Raw genomic sequence first — 19,924 nt, 5'->3', positions numbered from 1 at the left:
GCTTCGGTCCCCTCGCCCACCACCTCGGCTTCGGTCCCCTCGCCCACCACCTCGGCTTCGGTCCCCTCGCCCACCACCTCGGCTCCGGCCCCCTCGCCCACCACCTCGGCTTCGGTCCCTCGTCCCGCGGTCTTCGTCCCGGTCTTTTCTCCCGCCGTCTGCGTCCCGGTGCCTACTCCCGCCGCCTCCGCTCCGATCTCTCGTCCCGCCGCCCCCTCTCCCGTCTTCCCCGCCTCCTCCTCGCCGGTGTGCTCCTCCTGGGGGCGGCGGCGACCGGCTGTGCGCATCCGGCCCGGGCCGGGGATGCGCCTGCCCCGGCTCCGGCGGGTGTTGCCGCGCCCGCGTTCTGGGTCGATCCGCAGAGCGCTGCCGCACGTCAGGTCGGCGCGTGGCGGCGGCAAGGGCGGGCCGCGCAGGCGCGGCTTGTCGGGCGGATCGCGTGGCGTCCGCAGGCCGTTTGGCTGAACAAGGAGGGGGCGGGGAACGTGGTGCGGGGGAGTCTTGACGCGGCGGCGCGGGCGCGGCGCACCGTGGTCTTCGCCGCCTACTTCATCCCGCACCGGGACTGCGGCGCGTACTCGTCGGGCGGTGCGCGTGACGCCCGCCAGTACCGGCGGTGGATCGACGGCATCGCCCGGGGGCTCGGCACGCGGAGCGCGTACGTGATCGTGGAACCGGACGCCGTCGCGCACCTGGTGGCGGGCTGTCCGGGGGTGAACGCGCGTGAGCGGTACGCCCTGCTCGCCTACGCGGTCCAGCGCCTGGAGCGCCAGCCGCGCACGAGGGTGTACCTCGACGCGGGCAACGCGAGCTGGATCCCGGACGAGCGCCGCCTGCTCGGCCCGCTGCGCCGCGCGGGCATCGGCCGCGCCGACGGCTTCGCGCTCAACGTCTCCAACTACCAGACGAACCGGGCGAGTTCGGACTACGGCCACCGGCTCGCCAAGGGGCTCGGCGGCCGCAAGCACTTCGTCGTCGACAGCAGCCGCAACGGCAACGGCCCCTACCGGGGCGCACAGGCCTGGTGCAACCCGCCGGGCCGCGCCCTCGGCACCCCGCCCACCGCACGCACCGGCGACCCCTCGCTCGACGCCTACCTGTGGATCAAGCGGCCCGGCGAGTCCGACGGAACGTGCAGGGGCGGGCCGCGGGCCGGACAGTGGTGGCCGCAGTACGCGCTGGGTCTGGCGAGCAGGGCCAGGGGCTAGACCGTGCTCCGGCGGGCAGGCGCTAGGGGCGCCAGGCGTAGCGGACGTCCGGCTCCCGTTCCTCGTTGGCGGAGCCGTCCGTACGCTCGGTCGCCGCGAAGCCGTGGCGTTCGTAGAAGCGCTGCGCCGCCGTGTTCACCTGGAACGTCCTGAGCCAGAGCCCCGCGGGGCTGCGCTCCTTGGCCAGTGCCACGAAACGGTCGCCGATGCCGCGGCCCCGCCACTCGGGGGCGAGGTAGAGCTGGCTCAGCTCGTCGCCGTCGAGCACCATCATGCCGACGGCCCCGCCCCCGGCCTCCGCGATCCAGGTGCCGCCGCGGGGCACGACGACGTACTGGAAGAACTCCCTCACCTCGGCGTCGGAATGGGCCCTGCGGACGGTCGGCAGGGCGGCGTCGAACGAGCGCAGATAGACGTCGGCGACGGCCGCGCCGTCGGACGCGGTGGCCGCGCGCACAGTGGTGAAGGAGGTCTAGGCGGCCTCCGGAGCCGTCGGGACCACCGCGGTGGCGGTGATCTCCACGAGCTGGCCCGGATAGCCGAGGCAGGTCGTGCCGAGGAGCGTGGAGGTGTGCGGCCCCGCGTGCAGCGCGGATCGGCGGATGACCTCCCAGGCCTCGCTGAGCACGGCGGGTTCGTCACCGACCACGTACACCGTGCTGGCCACGACCTGCGACAGGTCGCTGCCGACGGCGCGCAGCGCCTCGTCGAGGTTGGCGATCACCTGCTCGGTCTGGCGGGCGACGTCGCCCTCGCCGACGAGCGTGCCGTCGGGGTCGAGCGGTACGGAACCCGCCATGAAGGCGAGTCGGGCGCCGGTCTCGACGACGGCGGCGTGGGCATATCCGGGCGGCGGGAAGAGGGTGGACACGACGGTTCGCTCAGTGGGCATGATCCGATCGTGGGCCGCGCGGGGCGGCGTGCGCACGTGAATTTCGCATAAGGGCCGGTGCGACGGCGCCGCGGGCCCGTGCGACGCGGCCGTGCCGCGCTCAGCGCACCGCCGCGGGCGAACTCCCGCCCCGTACCCGCAGTGTGGGCCTCCCCGTGCCGTCGGCGGGCGTCGACCAGATGTCCTGCTTGCGTCCGTCCCGGCCCGGCAGGGCGTACGCGACGGTGCCGTCGTCGAGCCAGGCGGCCTGGTCGTCGACGCTGTCCCGCTCGGCCAGCGGGCGCTCCCGCATCGTACGGAGATCGAGGACGTACAGCCGCCACGGGTCCGAAGTCCCCTTCCGCACCCGCTTCTTGAAGGCGATGCGGGTGTTGTCGGGGGAGAGGGAGGGGCATTCGACGTTCTGGCGCAGGGCGGTCGCCGACCACTTCTTCATGTCGCCCCGCACGAGGTACGTCCTGCCCTTGGTCGACACGGTCGCGTAGAAGAGGTTGTCGTCCTTGGCGAAGGTCACGCCCCAGTAGTTGACGTCGGGCGCGTGGTAGCGGCGGCCGTCGATCGTGAGGGGGATCTCCTCCATGTTCTTGATCAGATAGCCGGTGCGGGTGTCGAGGATGGACGTGCGGGTGGAGAAGGACGAACCCGCGTAGGAGTCGCCGGTGGCGAACATCGTCCAGGACAGCATCCGGCCCGACGCCGAGACCCGCGCCCGGTTGGGGATGCCGGTCAGCGCGATGCGGCGCTTCTCGCGGAGCCGGTCGTCCAGGACGACGGCGTACGACTTGGGCGGGATGCCGGAGCGGCGCTGCAGGCAGAGTCCGGTGCCCGCGGCGGCGTAGAAGCGCTCGCAGGAGGGGCCGCCGGTGGTGCGGGGACCCTTGCCCGGCACGGGGAGGCGGGCGACCCGGCCCGCGCCCGCCTCCGTGCTGCGGAAGTACAGCTGACCCCCATCGAGGCCGAACTCCGATGTGGCGTCGGCCGATTGGGCGCGCTGGGCGGCGTGCAGGGTGTACGCGACGGCGACGCCCGCGAGGACGACGGCGGCCGTGGCGACCGCGACGATCCGGGCGCGCAGGGACCGCAGAGGGGTGTCGGGCCGGGTCATGAGGGCCTTTCGGTGGGGGAGTGCGGGGCCGTATCCGTACGGGGCGGCAGGACCGGCTCGTTGCGCGGGAGCAGGGCCGCCGCCCCGGCGAGCGCCGCGGTCAGCGCGACGCAGGCGCAGGCAAGGGCGGGCCCCACGCCCCACAGCGTCCACGCGGCGCCGAATCCGGCGGCGGCGAGCAGCCGGGCAAGGGCCTGCCCGGTCTGCAGCACGGCCATGCCGCTGGCCCGGCGCTCGCGCGCCACGACGGGTGTGACCAGGGCCATCAGGACGCCGTCGGTGGCGGCGTAGAAGACGCCGAGCAGCAGCAGTACGCCGATGAGCAGCGGCCAGCCTTCGGTGGGCGCGAGCAGCAGGACGTACCCGCCCAGCAGCGCGACATGACCGGCGAGGAAGGGCCCGCGGCGTCCGGTGCGGTCGGCGAGCCGTCCGGCGGGGACCGCGAGCAGCAGATAGACCGCGGCGGCGCCGAGCGGCAGCAGCGGGAACCAGGAGACGGCGAAGTCGAGCCGCCGCTGGAGGAGGAGATAGAGGAACGCGTCGCCGATGGTGGCGGCGCCGAGCAGCGCGGCGGCGCCGAGGATCCGGCGGAAGGCGGGGACGCGCAGCAGGTCGAGCGCCTTGGCGGGGCGCTGGGCCGGTGCTTCTGGTGCTTTCGGTGTTCCCGGTGTTCCCGGTGTTCTCGGTGCGGAGGTCCGGGGCTCGTGCGCGTGTCCCGGCACGAACGCCACCAGGAGCAGTACGCCGAGCAGCCCGAAGCAGAAGCTGACCACGAACACGGCGTCGTACGCGTCCGCGGTCGCCCACAGCAGCGCGAACGCGGCGAGCGGACCGAGCAGCGCGCCCGTGGTGTCCATCGCGCGGTGCACGCCGAAGGCCCGCCCGAGCGCGTCGGGCGGACTGCTCAGCGAGATCAGCGCGTCGCGCGGCGCGGTCCGCACCCCCTTGCCGATGCGGTCGGCGGCGAGCGCCGCGCCGATGCCCGCGGTGGCGCCGCCCGCGAGCAGCAGGCCGAGCCGGGAGAGCGCGGAGAGGGCGTAGCCGCCGCCCGCCACGAGCTTGTGCCGTCCGCCGCGGTCGGCCGCGTAGCCGCCGGCCAGCCGCACCAGCGCGGTCACGCCGTTGTAGAGCCCGTCGAGGAAGCCGAACTGGAGCGGGGAGAGGCCGAGTTGGAGGACGAAGTAGAGCGGCAGGACGGCGGTGACCATCTCCGAGGAGATGTCGGTGACGAGGCTGACCGCGCCGAGCGCGAGGACGGGCCCGGCGACGCGGCCGCGCCGCGCCCCGGTCCGTTCCTCCTCCGTGGCCTTGGCGGCCGGTTCCGTGGAGGCCAGATACATGGTGCGCGTCCCGCTCGCTCAGTGGCACTCGTAGGACGGGCTGGTGTCCTTCGTCGAGCCGTCCGTGGCGACGAGGTTCCAGGAGAAGCCGGTGTCGGTGAAGTTCAGCTTGACGACGCCGAAGGTGTTGGTGATCCGCTTCTGGCTGTTGGGCTGGACTTCCTCGATCTTGTACGGGTTGGCGCCGCCCATGCCGCCGAGCAGTTCGACGATGCCGTTGGCGTCGGCCTTGCCGTCGGGGTTCTGCGGTGCGAACCGCTCGTAGTGGTGGTCGTGGCCGTTCAGGACGAGCTCGGCCTTGTTGTCGTAGAGCAGCTTCCAGACCGGCCTGCTCACCGGGTCGTTGCCGTGCTCGCCCGAGGAGAAGAGGGGGTGGTGCCAGTAGGCGGCCACGCACTTCTTGGCGTTGGCGGCGAGGTCGGCCTTCAGCCAGTCGATCTGCGCGTCGTCGTCGAAGCTGTTGGAGTCGAGCGCGATGAAGTGCCAGTTGCCCTGGTCGTAGCTGTAGTAGCTCTCGCCGTCGGGGTAGGCGATGTCGCCGAAGTAGGACTTGTAGCCCTTGAGTGCGCCCGCCGGGTCGTACGTCTCGTGGTTGCCGGGCACGGGCCGGGTCTTGCTCTTGAAGGCTCCCCAGGACTTGTCGTAGTAGTTCTGGAAGTCCTTCAGACGCGCGTCGTCGTACTGGTTGTCGCCCATGGTCATCGCGAACGACGGGTTGATCTGCTTGACCAGGGCCGCGGTCTTGGGGTGCTTGCAGCTGCTGCTGCTCGCCGTGCACTGCTCGGCGATGTCACCGGCGGCGACCGCGGTGAACGCCGCCCTGGGCTCGGCCTTCGGGGTGGCGTCGGCCTCTCCGGCCGGGGACCAGAGGAGCACGCCGCCGACGAGGGCGAGCGCGCTGCCCGCCGCGACAGGGATGCCCCAACGGGCTGTGCGGGCACGGGAGTTCGTTGCGCGGGGGGTGGGCGGCATGTCCGTCTCCTAGATCGGCTCGGGGGTGCCGGTGGGGGTGGTGCGGGGCCGTCCCGACGCATCCTGGCGATGCGACATGACCGCGTCAAGAAGTTGGGTGGATTATTGTTAGGAAACTTTCCTACCCGTAGTGCGCCCCGCTGCGGGGAAGGGCCGCCCGAGTCTGGCCTAGGGTGGCGTGCGGGGAACGAGCAGAGGCTGAGCGAAAGCCGAACAGAGGTTGAACGGAATGGCGGCGGACGGGACGGCGGAACCTGCGGCCGCCGAGGCGCTGGTGCGTCGTTGCGCTGCGGTCTTCCTGCCGGGGGAGGTGCCCAGGGAGGGGCGGGTCGCATTTTGGGGGGAGGGGGTGGAGCTCTTTCCCGACGGTTCCGCGCGGGAGGGCGGTTCCGAGGTCGATCTCGTACGGGACGAGCCCGCCGTCGTACGGAACGAGCTCACCGTCGTGCGCAAGCACGGCAAGGGGGCCCGTGCCCGCGCCGTCCCCGCGGTCGTCCTCCCGGTCGCCGACGCCGTGCCGCTGCTGCTGCGCACCGCGCGTCCGCACCCCACGGGGGCCTGCTGGGCCGCGGCGGCCCGGCACGCGCTGCAGCTGGCCGCGCGGGGCAGGCTGCTGCCGGGGCTGACCCACGGGGACCTCGACGCGTGGCGGGCGGGGCCGCTGGACGAGTCGGACGTCACGTATCTGCGGGGTGTCGCCGCCTCGCTGCCCGCCGAGGGGCACGCCGTACCGCTGCCGGGGAGCAGGCCGCTGCTGGTGCCCGAACCGTTCGCGCTGGTCAGGGCCTTCGTCGACGCGGTCGTCGACCTGCTGCCGCGCACGCCCGCCGCGGCGTACGCGGTCGGGGCGCCCTTCGCCGCGCGTGCGCCCCAGCGGCTGCGGGGCCCGGCCGTGCACGAGTGGGCGGCGGAGGTCGCGGCCGGGGTGGACGCCGGGGTGCGGGTGTCGCTGCGACTCGATCTGCGGACGCACGAGGTGTTCGACGGGGCGGACGGTGGTGGGGCTGACGGGGCTGACGGGGCTGACGGGGCTGACGGGGGCGATGGGGGCGACGGGTCCGGCGTCGCCGCGCCGCGGGTGCCGCGCGTGGCCGTGGCCAGCCCCGCGGCCGCCGTCGTGCAGGTGCACAGCCTCGCCGACCCGACACTCGTCACCGACGCCGCGCTGCTCTGGTCCGGCGCCGACCACTTCGGGCCGCGCGCCCGCGTCGACACGCTGCTCGCGATCCGCCGCGCCGCCCGCGCATGGCCGCCGCTCGCCCGGCTCCTCGACCGGCCACGACCCGACGTACTGCCCCTGGGCGAGCAGGAGTTGAACGACCTCCTGGGCCCGGCGGCGACCAGGCTCGGTGCGGCCGGGGTCGCCGTGCACTGGCCGAAGGAGCTGACGCGCGGGCTGACCGCGACAGCCGTGGTCAGGGCCGCGCCCGGCACGGCGGCCGACAACTTCGACTTCTTCAAGACGGACGAACTCCTCGAATTCCGCTGGCAGTTGGCGCTCGGCGGCGACGCGCTGACCGAGGCCGAGATGGAGGAACTCGCCGAGACCCACCGCCCCGTGGTGCGGCTGCGCGACCAATGGGTGCTCGTCGACCCCGAACTCGTACGCAAGGCGCGCAAGCGGGACCTCGGCCTGCTCGACCCGCTCGACGCGCTGTCCGTCGCGCTCACCGGCACGGCGGAGGTCGAGGGGCGGCCGGTGGCGGCGGTCCCGGTCGGCGCCCTGGCCGGTCTGCGCGAGCGCCTCACCGGCGAACCGGCACAGATCGCGGCGCCGCCCGGCCTCACGGCGACCCTCCGCGACTACCAGCTCCGCGGCCTTGCCTGGCTGGACCGCATGACGTCCCTCGGCCTCGGCGGCTGCCTCGCCGACGACATGGGCCTCGGCAAGACGGTCACCCTGATCGCGCTGCACCTGCACCGGGCGCGGGCCGGTGCCCCCGCCGGATCCGCGCCGACGCTGGTGGTCTGCCCTGCGTCGCTGCTCGGCAACTGGCAGCGGGAGATCGAACGCTTCGCGCCCGGCGTGCCGGTGCGCCGCTTCCACGGCACCGACCGCACCCTGACCGGCCTGACCGGCGGCTTCGTCCTCACCACCTACGGCACGATGCGCACCAGCGCCGCCGAACTGTCGGAACATTTCTGGGGGTTGGTGGTCGCGGACGAGGCGCAGCACGTCAAGAACCCGCACGCGGCGACCGCGAAGGCGCTCCGCACCATCCCCTCGCAGGCCCGGGTGGCGCTCACCGGCACCCCCGTCGAGAACAACCTCTCCGAACTCTGGGCCCTGCTCGACTGGACGACGCCCGGCCTGCTCGGCTCCCTGAAGGCGTTCCGCGCCCGGTACGCACGCCTGGCCGAGGGCGGTGAATTCGCCGAGAACGACGAGGCGATGACCCGCCTCTCCCGCCTCGTCAGGCCCTTCCTGCTGCGCCGCAAGAAGTCGGACCCCGGCATCGCCCCCGAACTCCCCCCGAAGACGGAGACGGACCACCCCGTCACCCTCACCCGCGAACAGGCCTCCCTCTACGAAGCGGTGGTGCGCGAGACCCTGGCCCGCATCGAAGCCTCCGACGGCATGGTGCGGCGCGGCCTCGTGATGAAACTCCTGATGGCGCTGAAGCAGATCTGCAACCACCCGGCGCAGTACCTGAAGGACGGCGGGACCACCGCCGACCGATCGGGAAAGCTCGAACTCCTCGACGAACTCCTCGACACGATCCTCACCGAGTCGGAGAGCGCGGGCGCCGTCCTGATCTTCACGCAGTACGTGGAGATGGCGCGCCTGCTGGAGACACACCTCTCCTCCCGGGGCATCCGCACCCAACTCCTGCACGGCGGAACGCCGGTGGCGCGGCGCGAGCAGATGGTGGACCGCTTCCAGTCCGGCGAGATCCCGGTCTTCCTCCTCTCCCTCAAGGCGGCAGGCACGGGCCTGAACCTGACCCGCGCGGGCCACGTCATCCACTACGACCGCTGGTGGAACCCCGCGGTCGAGGAACAGGCCACCGACCGCGCCTACCGCATCGGCCAGACCCAGCCCGTTCAGGTGCACCGCCTGATCGCGGAGGGCACGGTGGAGGACCGCATCGCCGAACTCCTCGCCGCGAAACAGGCGTTGGCGGACGCCGTCCTGGGCGACGGCGGCGAGACGGCACTCACCGAACTGTCGGACGCGGAACTCTCCGACCTGGTGGCACTGAGGAGGACGGGATGAACGGGCGGAGCGGGCCGCCGCGCGGCGGCCGGGGCGACGGTCCCGGCAGGTCCGGGGGGTCCGGGGGCGGGTTCGACAGGTCCGGGGGGTCCCGGGGCGGGCTCGGCAGGTCCGGGGGATCCCGGGGCGGGCTCGGCCGGGCCAGCGGGATGAGCGAGACGAGCCGCATGGGCAGTGGCCGCGTCTTCCCCGCGCTGCCCGCGCGCCCCGACCCCGACGTCCCCTTCGCCACGTCCTGGTGGGGCAACGCGTGGATCCGCGCGCTGGAGGAGAGCGCCCTCGACCAGGCCCGCCTGGCCCGCGGCCGCAACTACGCCCGCGAAGGCTCCGTGGACACGATCACGGTGGCGCCCGGCCGCATCGTCGCCTACGTCCACGGCAGCCGCGCCCGCCCCTACCGCGCCGAACTCCGCCTGCGCACCCTCACCCCCGAGGACTGGGCCCGCTTCCTGGACGCGGTGGCCGCGGACCCCGCGCACATCGCGGCACTCCTGGACAAGGACATGCCGCGCGAACTGGTCGCCGCGGCGCACCGCGCGGGCGTACAACTCCTCCCCGCGGGCCGCGAGTTGGCCCCCTCCTGCAGCTGCCCCGACAGAGGAACCCCCTGCAAACACGCGGCCGCCCTCACCTACCAGACCGCCCGCCTCCTGGACGCGGACCCCTTCGTACTCTTCCTCATGCGCGGCGGCGAGGAAGCGGACCTCCTCGACGAACTGGCCCACCGCAGCGCGCGGGAGTCGGCCCGGGAGGAGCGGGAGCGGGGGCGGGGGCCGGGTGGGGCTGGCGCTGAGGCTGGCGCCGGCGTCGCGGGGCAAGGGGGCGAAGCCGACGGGTGGGGCCGTGCGGCGGGTGCCGTGGATCGGGGCGGCGAAGCGGGTGTGTGGGGTCGCGCGGCTGGTGGTCGGGATCGCGAGGCCGTCGGGGGAGGCCGCGGAGCTGGTGGTCGGGATCGCGAGGCCGTCGGGCGGGGCCGTGAAGCCGTCGTGCGGGACTATGAAGCCGTCGGGCGGGGCCGTGAAGCCGTCGTGCGGGACTATGAAGCCGACGGGCGGGGCCGTGAAGTCGTCGTGCGGGACTATGAAGCCGACGGGCGGGGCCGCGAAGCCGACGGACGGGACCGCGGAGTCGTCGTACGGGACCACCCCGGGCACGAAGTCCCCGCCGCAGGCGGCGAACCTGACTCGTCCGCGCCGGACTTCGCCCACGCCTCCGCCCCGCCCCTGCCGGGCACCCTGGCCCGGGACGTCCTGGCGAGCGCCTATCGGCCGCCTCTCCCGGCCCCGCCGGCGCCCCCGTCCCGCCCGGGCGAACCGCCGGTCCTGCCGTCGATGACCGGTGCGCCGGACCCGGCGGCGCTGGAGTTCCTGGTGACGGACACGGCGGTGCGGGCCCACGCGTATCTGATGACGGGGGCGGACCCCTTTCCGGTGGCGATGGAGCCGTGGCGTGACGCGGTGCGGCTCGCGGCCTGCCACCCCGGGCTCACGGGGCGGCGCACGTTCAGCCGCCAATTCGCCGAACTGGCACGGTCGGTGGACCGCAGCCCCAAGGATCTTGCCCGGGCGGCGGCGGCCTGGCGGCAGGGTGCGGAGGACGGTCTGGCGACCTTGGAATCCCCCTGGGACCCCCCGGCGGGCCCCTTCGACCGGGCCCGTGGCGCCCTGGTCGCGGCGGACCTCCCCCGGATGACGATCCACCGCAACCACCTCACGAACGCGGAAGGCACCCTCCAGCTCCGCTACGGCAGGGACGGCCGCTGGTACCCGTACCGGAACGAACCGGGCGGCGACGACTGGTGGCCGGAGGGCGATGCGGATGTCGACCCGGTGGGGGCGTTGGCGGGGGTGTTGGAGGACTAGAACCTGTCCGACCTGCCCGGCGGATCATGGCCGGGTCCCCGGGGCGCGCCGGTGAATTGTGCGCCGGGCGCGGTTACGGTGAAGGCCCTGGAGACGTCGAGGTGTGGGGAAGGGGGCTCGGTGGACGCCGAGTTGACCGCGCTGGCCGCCGCGGGGGCGACCGCGCTCGTGCAGCAGATGGCGACCGACGGGTGGGGGAGCGTACGGGACCGGGTCGCCGGGTTCTTCGCGCGGGGGAGGCGGGGGCAGGAGGACACGGTCGCCGGAGAGCTCGAGGAGGCCAGGGGCGAGGTCCTCACCGCGTGGGACGCCGACGATGCCGCCACGGCGGAGGACGTACGGGCCGAGTGGCGGTCCCGGTTGCGCCGTGCCTTGGCCGCCGATCCCGGCGCCGTCGCCGAACTGCGCGAGATTCTCGCCGAGTTGGTGCCCTCTGCGGACCAGGAGGAGCGGCCGGGCGGCGTCGTGCACAACTCCATCAGCGGTGGGGTGCAGCACGGCCAGGTCATCCAGGCCCATACGGTGGGAGACCTCACCATCAGTGACAGCAGTGATCAGTGATCGTCGAGGGCGTTGAAGGAGTCCCACCGTGCGGGCCATGAACGAAGAGGTCTTTCTCGACCACGTCGCCGACCGTCTGGCCGCGCTGCCCGGCGTCCTGGCCGTCACCCTCGGCGGCTCGCGCGCGCAGGGCACGCATACGGCCGAGAGCGACTGGGACATGGCCGTCTACTACCGGGGGCCCGCCTTCGACCCCGCCGACCTGCGCAAGATCGGCTGGGAGGGCGAGGTCTCCGGGATCGGGGAGTGGGGCGGCGGCGTCTTCAACGGCGGGGCCTGGCTCACCGTCGACGGGCGGGCCGTCGACGTGCACTACCGCGACCTCGACGTCGTCGAGCACGAGCTGCGCGAGGCGTGGGCGGGACGGTTCCACTGGGAGCCGCTGATGTTCCATCTCGCGGGGATCCCCAGCTACTTGGTCGTCGCCGAACTCGGCATCAACCAGGTCCTCCGAGGCGAACTCCCCAGCCCCGCCTACCCGCCCGCCCTGCGCGCCGAGGCCCCCGCCGTCTGGCTCGGCAAGGCCCGCATGCGACTCGCGTACGCCCGCGCCAACAACGCCCCGCGCGGCCAGTACGCCGAGGTCGCGGGCGCCGTCGCCATCGCCGCGACGGAGGCGGCCCACGCGGTGCTCGCGGCGCGGGGGGAGTGGGTCACCAACGAGAAGCGCCTGCTGGAGCGTGCGGGGCTGCGGGACGTCGACCGCATCCTCGGCGCGGCGGGAGCGGGCGGCGCGGGCCCCGACGGGCTCGTCGGCGCGATCGATGAGGTGGAGCGGCTGATCGAGACGCGGGCGACGGCTGCGACGTCCGACGCCTCGACCACTGAGACCACGGCGACCGCCACCCCTGACCACTGAGGAACCGGACCGCCGGCGGCCGGGGCGTGGCCGCCCCGGCCCCCGAGGACGTCGTACGGCAGCCGCCGCCCCCGCCGTCGTCACCGGCTCAGAAGTCCACCCGCGTCCGCTCGTCGAGCCGCGCCACCGAGTCCTGGGCGAACGCCTTCTCGTAGTCGCTGCGGATCTCCTCGATCTGGACGTCCCGCTTCTTCGCCTCGGTCGTCGGGTAGAGCAGGATCAGCTCGTACGAACGCTCGCGCTCGATCTTGCCGTTGGAGTCGCGCCACTGGCCGCGGCCGTCCTGGATGGTCAGCCCGTCGGGGAAGCCCGGCGTCACCTCCTTGTCGATGAACGCCATGAACTGCTTGTCGGTGACGTCGGGGCCGCCGTCGGGGCGTTCCGTGCCGAAGAAGAGGCGGGTCTCGGTGAAGGGCTTGCCGCGGGCGACCGTCGTGGTGGCCGACGTCGAGGACGCGGGGCGCGCCTCGTCGTCCAGCGAGGCGTACGCCGCGGGCGCGCCGACCGCGAGGACCGCCGTCACGGCGCCGGCCACGGCGAGACGGGTGCGGGAGATGCGGGAGAGGGTGAGAGCCACGGGGCGGATCCCTTTCGGTGGGGAGTACGGGCGCCGACTCCCGTGTGCGCGGGAGCCGCAGACCGATAACGGCGGGAAACCGTAGCGGACACGCACGCCTCCTCTGCCCCGCTTCCGGCGATATGGCCTGATTCCCGCCCACCGGATTCACGCCCGCTTCGCGCGCCCGTCACAGAGCGCGGTGGCCGTCCGCTCCCAGCCGGTACGCGCCGAGGTCCCGCCACCCCTTCCCCGCCCCGTCCGTCACGATCAGCCGGACCGTGTCCACATGGCTGACGAGCGGCAGGTACGGGGCGAGTTCCTCCTCCAACGCGTCGTACGCCGCTTCGCAGGTGTCGGGGCCCTCGTGGTTCGCGAGGGTCAGGTGGGGGTCCAGGGGCGGGGTGAAGGGGCCTCAGGGCTGGATCCGCACCCACACCGGCGCATGGTCAGAGCCCGTCGCGTCCCTGCGGGCCGCGGGATTCCCGTCCGCCACCGAAGGGAGCGCCGCCGCGGAGGCGCCGGGCGCGCCCGTGCCCGCTGAACGTACGTGGTCGAGCAGGCCGCGGCTCATCAGGATGTGGTCGATGAGTTCGCGGCGGCCCGCGTGGATGCGGGAGAAGCGCTGCTCGGCGGGGATCAGCGGGGCCACGTTCCACAGCCGGGCCGCGTCGCCCTTGTCCGGGTGGTCGTAGCCGGGTGTGCCGATCTCGGATCCGGGCGGGCCGAGCAGGATCTGGGTCGTCGCGGCGGCGACCTCGTCGTTGAGGTCGCCGAGCACGGCGACGTCGTTCCTGCGGCCGTCGCCCTTGAGGAGCCGGTCGGCCACCGAGCGCACCACGGTCGCCTCGGCCGTGCGCCGGTACAGGGCGTACGCGCCGTACCGTGCGCGCTCGCCCTCGTCCTTGGGCTGGAAGCGGCCGCCGGGGTAGGAGAGCAGCTTCGACTTGAGGTGGCAGACCACCGCGTCGAAGAAGAACGCCCGCGTGGACACCGTCACCCCGAACACCCCGCGGCCGGCCCGCGACACGGTCCTGCCGGAGTCGTCGGTCTGCACCGGGAGCAGCCGGTCGGGGAAGGCGATCTGGTCGGCGATGACGAAGACCGGCAGGGTGGTGAGGAAGCCGACCCGGATGCCCCGGTCGTCCGGGTGCTCCGAGAGCGTGACGTGCCAGTCGCCCTCCAGCATCCCGGCGAGGTCGTCGAGCGCGGCCGGGTCGCCGACCTCCTGCACGCCGAGGACGCTCGGCTTCAGCGCGGTGATCGTCGCCGCGAGCGAGGCCAGCTTCGTCTCGTACGCCGTCTTGTCCTTGGGCCCGAACGGGCTGCCGGGACGGTAGAGGTTCTCCAGGTTCCAGGTGCCGATGATCATGGCCGACTCCTCGCCGAGCGCTGCGCCGGAAGGCCGGTCCGGGGGCCGCGGGGCGGCTGTCCGGCCGGCCGGTGGGCCCCAGCGTGCCCGCGATTCGGCCAGCGCGACAGAGTGGCCGGATGCGCACTCCCGCTACCTTGAAGAGATGACGCCGCCTCCCGCACACGGCCCCGCAGGACTCGTCACGGACGGCCCCGCCGACCTCCTCGTCACGGGCTGCACGGCTCTGACCCATGGCCCGGACGGGGAGATCTCCTTCGTCGAGGACGCCGCCGTCGTCGTACGCGACGGAGTCGTCGTCGCCGTCACGGGGACGGCCGCCGTGGCCGGTCTCGCGGCCGCCGAACGCATCGACGGAAGCGGCACCGTCGCGCTCCCCGGGCTCGTCAACTGCCATACGCACGCCCCGATGGCGGCCCTGCGCGGCATCGCCGACGACGTGCCCGCCGACGAGTGGTTCAACGACTGGATCTGGCCCATCGAGTCCGAGCTGACCGAGCGCGCCGTCGAGCTCGGTGCGCGGCTCGCCTGCGCCGAGATGATCCGCGGCGGTGTCACCACCTTCGCCGACCACTACTTCGCGATGGACACGGTCGCCGCCGTCATCGAGGAGACGGGCCTGCGGGCCGTGCTCGGCCAGGCGTACTTCAGCTCGCAGGGGCCCGAAGGGCGGGCCGCCTCCCTCGACTTCGCGCTGCGGCGGCGCGGCACGGCGGGCGGCCGCATCACCACCTGCCTCGCCCCGCACGCCCCCTACACCGTCGACGAGGACGACCTGGCGGCGACCGCCGAACTCGCCCGCGAACACGGCCTGTTGGTGCACACGCACGCCGCCGAGAGCCGCGCGCAGACCGACAACAGCCTGGCCCGGTACGGCCGTACGCCCATCGAGATCCTGGAGCGCGCCGGGCTCCTCGAAGGGGACCTGCTCATCGCCCACGCCACCGGCCTCGACGCGGCACGCGACCTGCCCGTGCTGCGCCGCGCCACCGGACGGGTCGCCGTCGCCACCGCGCCGCGCACCTATCTGAAGTTCGCCTGGGACACCACGCCCGTGCGGGCGCTGCGCGACATCGGCATCCCCGTCGGCCTCGCCACCGACGGCGCCGCCTCCAACAACACTCTCGACGTATGGGAGTCCATGACGCTCACCGCGCTCCTCCAGAAGTACGTGGAGCGGGACCCGGCCTGGCTCACCGGCCGCCAGGCCCTGCACCACGCCACCCTGCAGAGCGCGCGGGCCGTCGGTCTCGGGGAGCGGGTCGGGAGCCTCGCCGCGGGGCGCAGGGCCGACCTCGTCCTGGTGGACCTCACGGGGCCGCACACCCAGCCCGTGCACGATCTCGCCGCCACCCTGGTGCACAGCGCGCGCTCCTCCGACGTCCGCACCACGATCGTCGACGGACGGGTCCTGATGCGCGACCGGCAGCTGCTGACCGTCGATGTCCCGGCCGTGGTGCGGGAGTTGGCCGAGCTGCTGCCCGCGCTCGTCGACCGCAACCACGGCAAGCGCATCCAGAAGTACGAGGCATGAGGCCCCGCGCCGGTCGCTGCCCCGCCGGACACCCCCGCTGACCTGCGACGTCCGAACGGCCCCGCCTTTTCTGAACTTTTCTGGGATTTTCCCGCCCGCGACCGATGAGTTCCGCGCACCGGGCCGGTCCACCCTTGCGAGATGTGCCGAGACGTACGTGCCCGAAGGGTGGAGGAGACACACCATGGGACTTCCGGAGATCGTCACGCGCGAGGAGTGGACCGCCGCGCGCGAGGAGCTGCTCGTCAAGGAGAAGGCCGCCACCCGTGCCCGCGACGCGCTCAACGCCGAGCGGCGCGGCCTGCCGATGGTGGAGGTGGACAAGGAGTACTACTTCGAGGGCGCCGACGGGAAGGCGACCCTGCTCGACCTCTTCGACGGGCGCGACCAACTCATCGTCTACCACTTCATGTTCGCCCCCGAATGGGATGCGGGCTGCCGCAGCTGCTCCGGCTTCCTCGACCAGATCGGGCATCTGGCACACCTGCGGGCCAGGGGCACGAACCTCGTCGCCGTCTCCCGCGCCCCGTTCACCAAACTCCTGTCCTTCAAGGCCCGGATGGGCTGGACCGTGCCCTGGTACTCCACGGACGGCGGCGACTTCAACCACGACTTCCACGCGTCGTTCGACGAAGAGCCGAAGGACCTGCCCGGCATCAACTGCTTCCTGCGCGACGGCGACCGGATCTTCCACACGTACGCGACGTTCGCCCGCGGCCTGGACGGCCTCGGCTCCACCACCAGCCTCCTCGACCTCACCGCGCTCGGCCGGCAGGAGGAGTGGGAGGAGCCCAAGGGGCGGTCCTCCGTGCTCGGGGCGCCGGCGGGCAGCGCACGGGTGCGGTACCACGACGAGTACGAGGACTGAGGGAGAACCCTGGGAATTGCCTCAACTCTGTGTCGGTTCGGTCACGTTGCGAGCCCTGGAGGGCCTCTCGCGCGTTTTCATCGATGGAGCCACAACGGTGGAGCCGGAACGAAGAACACCGAGCACGGGGGACAGGATCATGATGAACGGACGAGTGGTGTTGGAGCGGTTTCCCGCGGGCGGACCGCGCGGATCGTGGCCCGCTGAGGAGTTCGCGCGGGCCCGCCGTCAGGAGGGGCAGCGTGCCGAGGTCGTGATGGACCTCGCGTCCGACGCCTTCCTGGTGATCGTGCGCGAGGCGGAGGAGGCCCCCGCGGCGGCGTGAGGCACGCCGCCCGTGCCGCTCAGCGGGCCAGGAACTGGTCCGCCTGCAGCGCGTACAGCTCGGCGTAGACGCCGCCCGTGGCGAGCAGCTCCTCCGGGGTGCCGGACTCCACGAGCCGCCCCTCGTCGAGGACATGGACCAGATCGGCGTGGCGCACGGACGCCAGACGGTGCGTGATGAGGATGACCGTCTGGCCGGTCCCTGCCAGCGCCCTGATCTTCTCGAAGACCTCCAGCTCGGCCCGGGCGTCGAGCGCGGCGGTCGGCTCGTCGACGATCAGGATCCGGCCCCGCCGGTACGCGGCCCGCGCGATGCCGAGCCGCTGCCACTGGCCGCCCGACAGCTCGTGCCCGCCGGTGAACGCCTTCGCGAGGAGCGTGTCGAGGCCGCGCGGCAGATCGGCCACCACGTCCTGCGCCCCGGCCTCCGCCACCGACGTGCGCAGCCGCTCGTCGGTGCGGTCCGCCGAGGCCCGGCCGATCGCGATGTTCACGCGCGCCGTGAACGGCCACCGCTTGAAGTCCTGCGCGACCATCGCGACATGCTCCGCGAGCTGCGCGCGGTCCGCGGTCGCGGCGTCCACGTCGTCCCACAGGATCCGCCCGCGGTCCGGCGCGTACAGGCCCGCGAGCAGCTTGACCAGGGTGGTCTTGCCCGAGCCGTTCTCGCCGACCAGGGCGACGATCTTCCCCGTGGGCACGCTCAGGGACACGTCGCAGAGCGCGTCCCTGCCCGCCGACCCCGGGTAGCGGAAGGTGACGCCGTCGAAGCGGATCTCGCGCGGCTCCCGTGGCAGCTCCGCGCCGCCGACCGGGATCGCCCGCCGCGCGGCCTCCACGAAGAGCCGGTCGAGATCGCCGACGAACAGGGCGTCCTCGTGCAGGGAGTTGATCTCCAGGACGAGGGTGTCCAGGCTCGACGCGCCCGTACGGATCGCGATCACGGCGGTGCCCGCCACGGACAGCGCCATCGCCCCGGCCAGCAGCAGACCGCCGAGCGTCGCATACGTCGCCGCAGTCGCGAGGCCCGTCCAGGCGGCCGCCGCCAGACCGGTGCGGGCGGCGAGCCGGGCAAGCCGGGCCTGCTCCTCCTCGGCCGCCTCCGACATCGACCGGAAGTGACGTAAGAGGAAGGGGCCCACGCCGTGCACCCGGATCTCGGGTGCCGCGGCCGCCTCCGTGAGCAGACCGCTGATCAGCCGGCCCGCGCGGGCGTGCTGCACCCAGGCGTGGAAGGAGCGGTAGCGGCGGCGCGCGATCGTCAGGGCGCTCCAGGCGCTCGGCAGCGTCATCGTCACCAGGAGCGGTAACAGCACCGGGTGCAGGACCGTGAGCACGCCCGCGGCCGCGATCAGCGAGATCAGCGCGTTCACCACGCGCGTCGAGATGGCGATCATGCGGCGGGCGGACGCGGCGCCGTACTGCGCGGTGTCGAGCAGCTTGTGGAACGCGTCGTCCTCGATCGCGGACAGCTCCACGCTCGCCGCCCGCTCCAAGTACTGCTCGGTGGCGACCCGTTCGACCTTCGGCTCCAGGCGGCCCGTCGCGTACGTCGACGCGGCGCGCAGCAGCGCGGCGGCGCACAGCACGCACGCCATGGTGATCAGGGCGGGGCCCGCGCCGCGCAGCCGGTCCTCGATCGGGGCGTTCGTCATCAGGCGCGCGAGCACGCTGTTCACCGCGAACAGGCTGACCGCCTGGGCGAGTCCACGGGCCAGCTCCGCGCCGAGCACGATGCGGGCGGCCTGCCGGTCGGCCTGCCAGGCGAGCCGGAAGCTGGCCCGGAGCAGGGCGGGCAGGCGGGTCAGCATGGCGCGGAACCCCAGCTGCAGGAAGGCGTCCTCGTGCTGGGACCAGCCGGTGTCGTAGCGCAGCGGTCCGCCGAAGAGGAGGGCCTCGGACTCGGAGGTGCCCGATGCGCGGGTCCCGGTGCCCGGAGTGCGGGCGTCCGAACCTGGCGTGCGGGCCTTGTCGTTCACTGATTCGGCCAATCTGATCTCCGTCTCGGAACGGGAAACGGCCACTATCGCGGGGGTCGTCCGGTGCGGGCAGGGCGCGTGCGCACACCGCCACGGCGTACCCGGTGCACGCCCGGGGCGCTCGCCACAGCGGAGGGTCGGCGTGAGCCATGTGGAGCGTTGCAACCCCGGGCAACTCTTGCCCGGTCAACGGGTCCGCAGTGGCATGACCCATGGACGCAACTCCACACCCGCACCGGCAAAGGAGTTATTCCGTGACCGACACTCTCCGGACCTCCGGGGTACCCCGCGCGCACGGCCTCGACGGACCCGCGCTGCTCGGCGCGTACCGCACGATGCGTACCATCCGAGGTTTCGAGGAGCGGCTCCACGAGGAGTTCGCGACCGGCGACATCCCCGGCTTCGTCCACCTCTACGCGGGCGAGGAGGCCTCGGCGGCCGGCGTCTGCGCCCACCTCGACGACGAGCGCGACGTCATCGCATCCACCCACCGGGGCCACGGCCACTGCATCGCCAAGCACGTCGACGTGAAGGCGATGATGGCCGAGATCTACGGCCGTACGACGGGTTCCTGCCACGGCAAGGGCGGCTCGATGCACATCGCCGACCTCGCCAAGGGCATGCTCGGCGCCAACGGCATCGTCGGCGGCGGACCGCCCCTGATCTGCGGCGCCGCGCTCGCCGCGAAGGTGCGCGGGGACGGCGGCGTGGCCGTCGCCTTCTTCGGCGACGGCGGCAGCAACCAGGGCACCACCCTGGAATCCCTGAACCTCGCGTCGGTCTGGCATCTGCCCGCCGTCTTCGTCGCCGAGAACAACGGCTACGCGGAGGCCACTTCGGCGACCTGGTCCGTCGGCGGCGGCTCCATCGCGGCCCGCGCCGCGGCCTTCGGCATGCCCGGCGTGACCGTCGACGGCTTCGACTTCTTCGCCGTGCACGAGGCGGCGGGCGAAGCCGTCGAGCGGGCCCGCTCGGGCGGCGGGCCCACCCTGATCGAGGTCCAGCTCACCCGCTACTACGGCCACTTCGAAGGAGACCAGCAGACCTACCGGGCGGACGAGGTGCGCCACGCCCGCGCCGAACTCGACTGCCTCACCCGCTTCCGCGCGGCCGTGACCGGCACCGGCGAACTCACCGCCGGGCAGCTGGACGCGGTCGACTCCGAGGTCGCCGCACTGATCGACGAGGCGGTCGCGGACGCGCAGGCGGCACCCCTGCCGACCCGCGCCGACCTGGAGACCGACGTCTACATCTCGTACACCTGAGGGAGTTGGC

18 protein-coding genes are annotated in these 19,924 nt (G+C 73.3%); 9 read left to right on the top strand and 9 right to left on the bottom strand.

Going from position 1 to position 19,924, the window contains the following annotated elements; all coding sequences use genetic code 11:
* Window positions 1-158: 158 nt before the first annotated feature.
* Window positions 159-1,208, top strand: coding sequence for a glycoside hydrolase family 6 protein (locus ACFWZ2_RS29605; protein ID WP_384550819.1), 1,050 nt, complete (start codon window positions 159-161; stop codon window positions 1,206-1,208).
* A gap of 22 nt (window positions 1,209-1,230) precedes the next feature.
* Here the strand turns inward: ACFWZ2_RS29605 and ACFWZ2_RS29600 are convergent, their stop codons facing one another.
* From ACFWZ2_RS29600 to ACFWZ2_RS29580, 5 genes are all read right to left on the bottom strand, one after another.
* Window positions 1,231-1,665: a GNAT family N-acetyltransferase gene (locus tag ACFWZ2_RS29600; protein WP_384550796.1), complete on the bottom strand. Its 435-nt coding sequence runs from the start codon at window positions 1,663-1,665 to the stop codon at window positions 1,231-1,233.
* A gap of 15 nt (window positions 1,666-1,680) precedes the next feature.
* The gene (locus ACFWZ2_RS29595; RefSeq protein WP_384550794.1) at window positions 1,681-2,100 is read right to left on the bottom strand and encodes a RidA family protein; all 420 of its coding nucleotides are present in this window, start codon (window positions 2,098-2,100) and stop codon (window positions 1,681-1,683) included.
* Window positions 2,101-2,200: 100 nt separating this feature from the next.
* Window positions 2,201-3,205, bottom strand: a complete 1,005-nt coding sequence (locus tag ACFWZ2_RS29590) for a TolB family protein (RefSeq protein WP_384550792.1) — start codon at window positions 3,203-3,205, stop codon at window positions 2,201-2,203.
* Window positions 3,202-4,545, bottom strand: a complete 1,344-nt coding sequence (locus ACFWZ2_RS29585; RefSeq protein ID WP_384550790.1) for an MFS transporter — start codon at window positions 4,543-4,545, stop codon at window positions 3,202-3,204. Before ACFWZ2_RS29585 ends, ACFWZ2_RS29590 begins: the two co-directional genes overlap by 4 nt.
* Window positions 4,546-4,563: 18 nt before the next feature.
* Window positions 4,564-5,517, bottom strand: coding sequence for a metallophosphoesterase family protein (locus ACFWZ2_RS29580; protein ID WP_384550788.1), 954 nt, complete (start codon window positions 5,515-5,517; stop codon window positions 4,564-4,566).
* A 229-nt stretch (window positions 5,518-5,746) separates the two neighbouring features.
* Here ACFWZ2_RS29580 and ACFWZ2_RS29575 point away from each other — a divergent pair, with 229 nt between their 5' ends.
* The 4 genes from ACFWZ2_RS29575 to ACFWZ2_RS29560 all read left to right on the top strand — a co-directional run bounded on the left by ACFWZ2_RS29575 (window position 5,747) and on the right by ACFWZ2_RS29560 (window position 12,016).
* On the top strand, window positions 5,747-8,734 hold the full coding sequence (locus ACFWZ2_RS29575; protein WP_384550786.1) for a DEAD/DEAH box helicase: 2,988 nt from the start codon (window positions 5,747-5,749) through the stop codon (window positions 8,732-8,734).
* 149 nt (window positions 8,735-8,883) lie between these two features.
* Window positions 8,884-10,596 (top strand): SWIM zinc finger family protein, encoded by a 1,713-nt coding sequence (locus tag ACFWZ2_RS29570; protein WP_384550784.1) that lies wholly within the window; start codon window positions 8,884-8,886, stop codon window positions 10,594-10,596.
* Between the two features lie 120 nt (window positions 10,597-10,716).
* On the top strand, window positions 10,717-11,157 hold the full coding sequence (locus tag ACFWZ2_RS29565) for a hypothetical protein (protein WP_384550782.1): 441 nt from the start codon (window positions 10,717-10,719) through the stop codon (window positions 11,155-11,157).
* A gap of 37 nt (window positions 11,158-11,194) precedes the next feature.
* On the top strand, window positions 11,195-12,016 hold the full coding sequence (locus ACFWZ2_RS29560; RefSeq protein WP_384550780.1) for a nucleotidyltransferase domain-containing protein: 822 nt from the start codon (window positions 11,195-11,197) through the stop codon (window positions 12,014-12,016).
* A gap of 88 nt (window positions 12,017-12,104) precedes the next feature.
* Here the strand turns inward: ACFWZ2_RS29560 and ACFWZ2_RS29555 are convergent, their stop codons facing one another.
* The 3 genes from ACFWZ2_RS29555 to ACFWZ2_RS29545 form a co-directional block, all read right to left on the bottom strand.
* On the bottom strand, window positions 12,105-12,593 hold the full coding sequence (locus ACFWZ2_RS29555) for a DUF3574 domain-containing protein (RefSeq protein WP_384550778.1): 489 nt from the start codon (window positions 12,591-12,593) through the stop codon (window positions 12,105-12,107).
* 169 nt (window positions 12,594-12,762) lie between these two features.
* Window positions 12,763-12,903 carry a hypothetical protein gene (locus ACFWZ2_RS29550; RefSeq protein ID WP_384550776.1) on the bottom strand — a complete coding sequence of 47 codons (141 nt, stop codon included), beginning with the start codon at window positions 12,901-12,903 and terminating at the stop codon, window positions 12,763-12,765.
* Between the two features lie 84 nt (window positions 12,904-12,987).
* Window positions 12,988-13,944 carry an endonuclease/exonuclease/phosphatase family protein gene (locus ACFWZ2_RS29545; protein ID WP_384550774.1) on the bottom strand — a complete coding sequence of 319 codons (957 nt, stop codon included), beginning with the start codon at window positions 13,942-13,944 and terminating at the stop codon, window positions 12,988-12,990.
* Between the two features lie 145 nt (window positions 13,945-14,089).
* Between ACFWZ2_RS29545 and ACFWZ2_RS29540 the strand changes: the two genes are divergently transcribed.
* From ACFWZ2_RS29540 to ACFWZ2_RS29530, 3 genes are all read left to right on the top strand, one after another.
* Complete coding sequence (locus tag ACFWZ2_RS29540) at window positions 14,090-15,478, top strand: amidohydrolase (RefSeq protein WP_384550772.1); 1,389 nt, start codon at window positions 14,090-14,092, stop codon at window positions 15,476-15,478.
* A 184-nt stretch (window positions 15,479-15,662) separates the two neighbouring features.
* Window positions 15,663-16,346 (top strand): DUF899 domain-containing protein, encoded by a 684-nt coding sequence (locus ACFWZ2_RS29535; RefSeq protein ID WP_384550770.1) that lies wholly within the window; start codon window positions 15,663-15,665, stop codon window positions 16,344-16,346.
* A 142-nt stretch (window positions 16,347-16,488) separates the two neighbouring features.
* Window positions 16,489-16,671: a hypothetical protein gene (locus ACFWZ2_RS29530; protein WP_384550817.1), complete on the top strand. Its 183-nt coding sequence runs from the start codon at window positions 16,489-16,491 to the stop codon at window positions 16,669-16,671.
* 19 nt (window positions 16,672-16,690) lie between these two features.
* On the opposite strand, the gene ACFWZ2_RS29525 is transcribed toward ACFWZ2_RS29530, so the two are convergent.
* Window positions 16,691-18,544 (bottom strand): ABC transporter ATP-binding protein, encoded by a 1,854-nt coding sequence (locus tag ACFWZ2_RS29525; RefSeq protein WP_384550815.1) that lies wholly within the window; start codon window positions 18,542-18,544, stop codon window positions 16,691-16,693.
* A gap of 359 nt (window positions 18,545-18,903) precedes the next feature.
* Here ACFWZ2_RS29525 and ACFWZ2_RS29520 point away from each other — a divergent pair, with 359 nt between their 5' ends.
* The gene (locus ACFWZ2_RS29520) at window positions 18,904-19,914 is read left to right on the top strand and encodes a thiamine pyrophosphate-dependent dehydrogenase E1 component subunit alpha (RefSeq protein WP_384550768.1); all 1,011 of its coding nucleotides are present in this window, start codon (window positions 18,904-18,906) and stop codon (window positions 19,912-19,914) included.
* The last annotated feature ends 10 nt before the right edge of the window (window positions 19,915-19,924 follow it).

The organism is Streptomyces sp. NPDC059002 (assembly GCF_042740435.1).
Lineage (GTDB): Bacteria > Actinomycetota > Actinomycetes > Streptomycetales > Streptomycetaceae > Streptomyces.
This window is presented reverse-complemented; position numbering and strand designations above follow the sequence as displayed.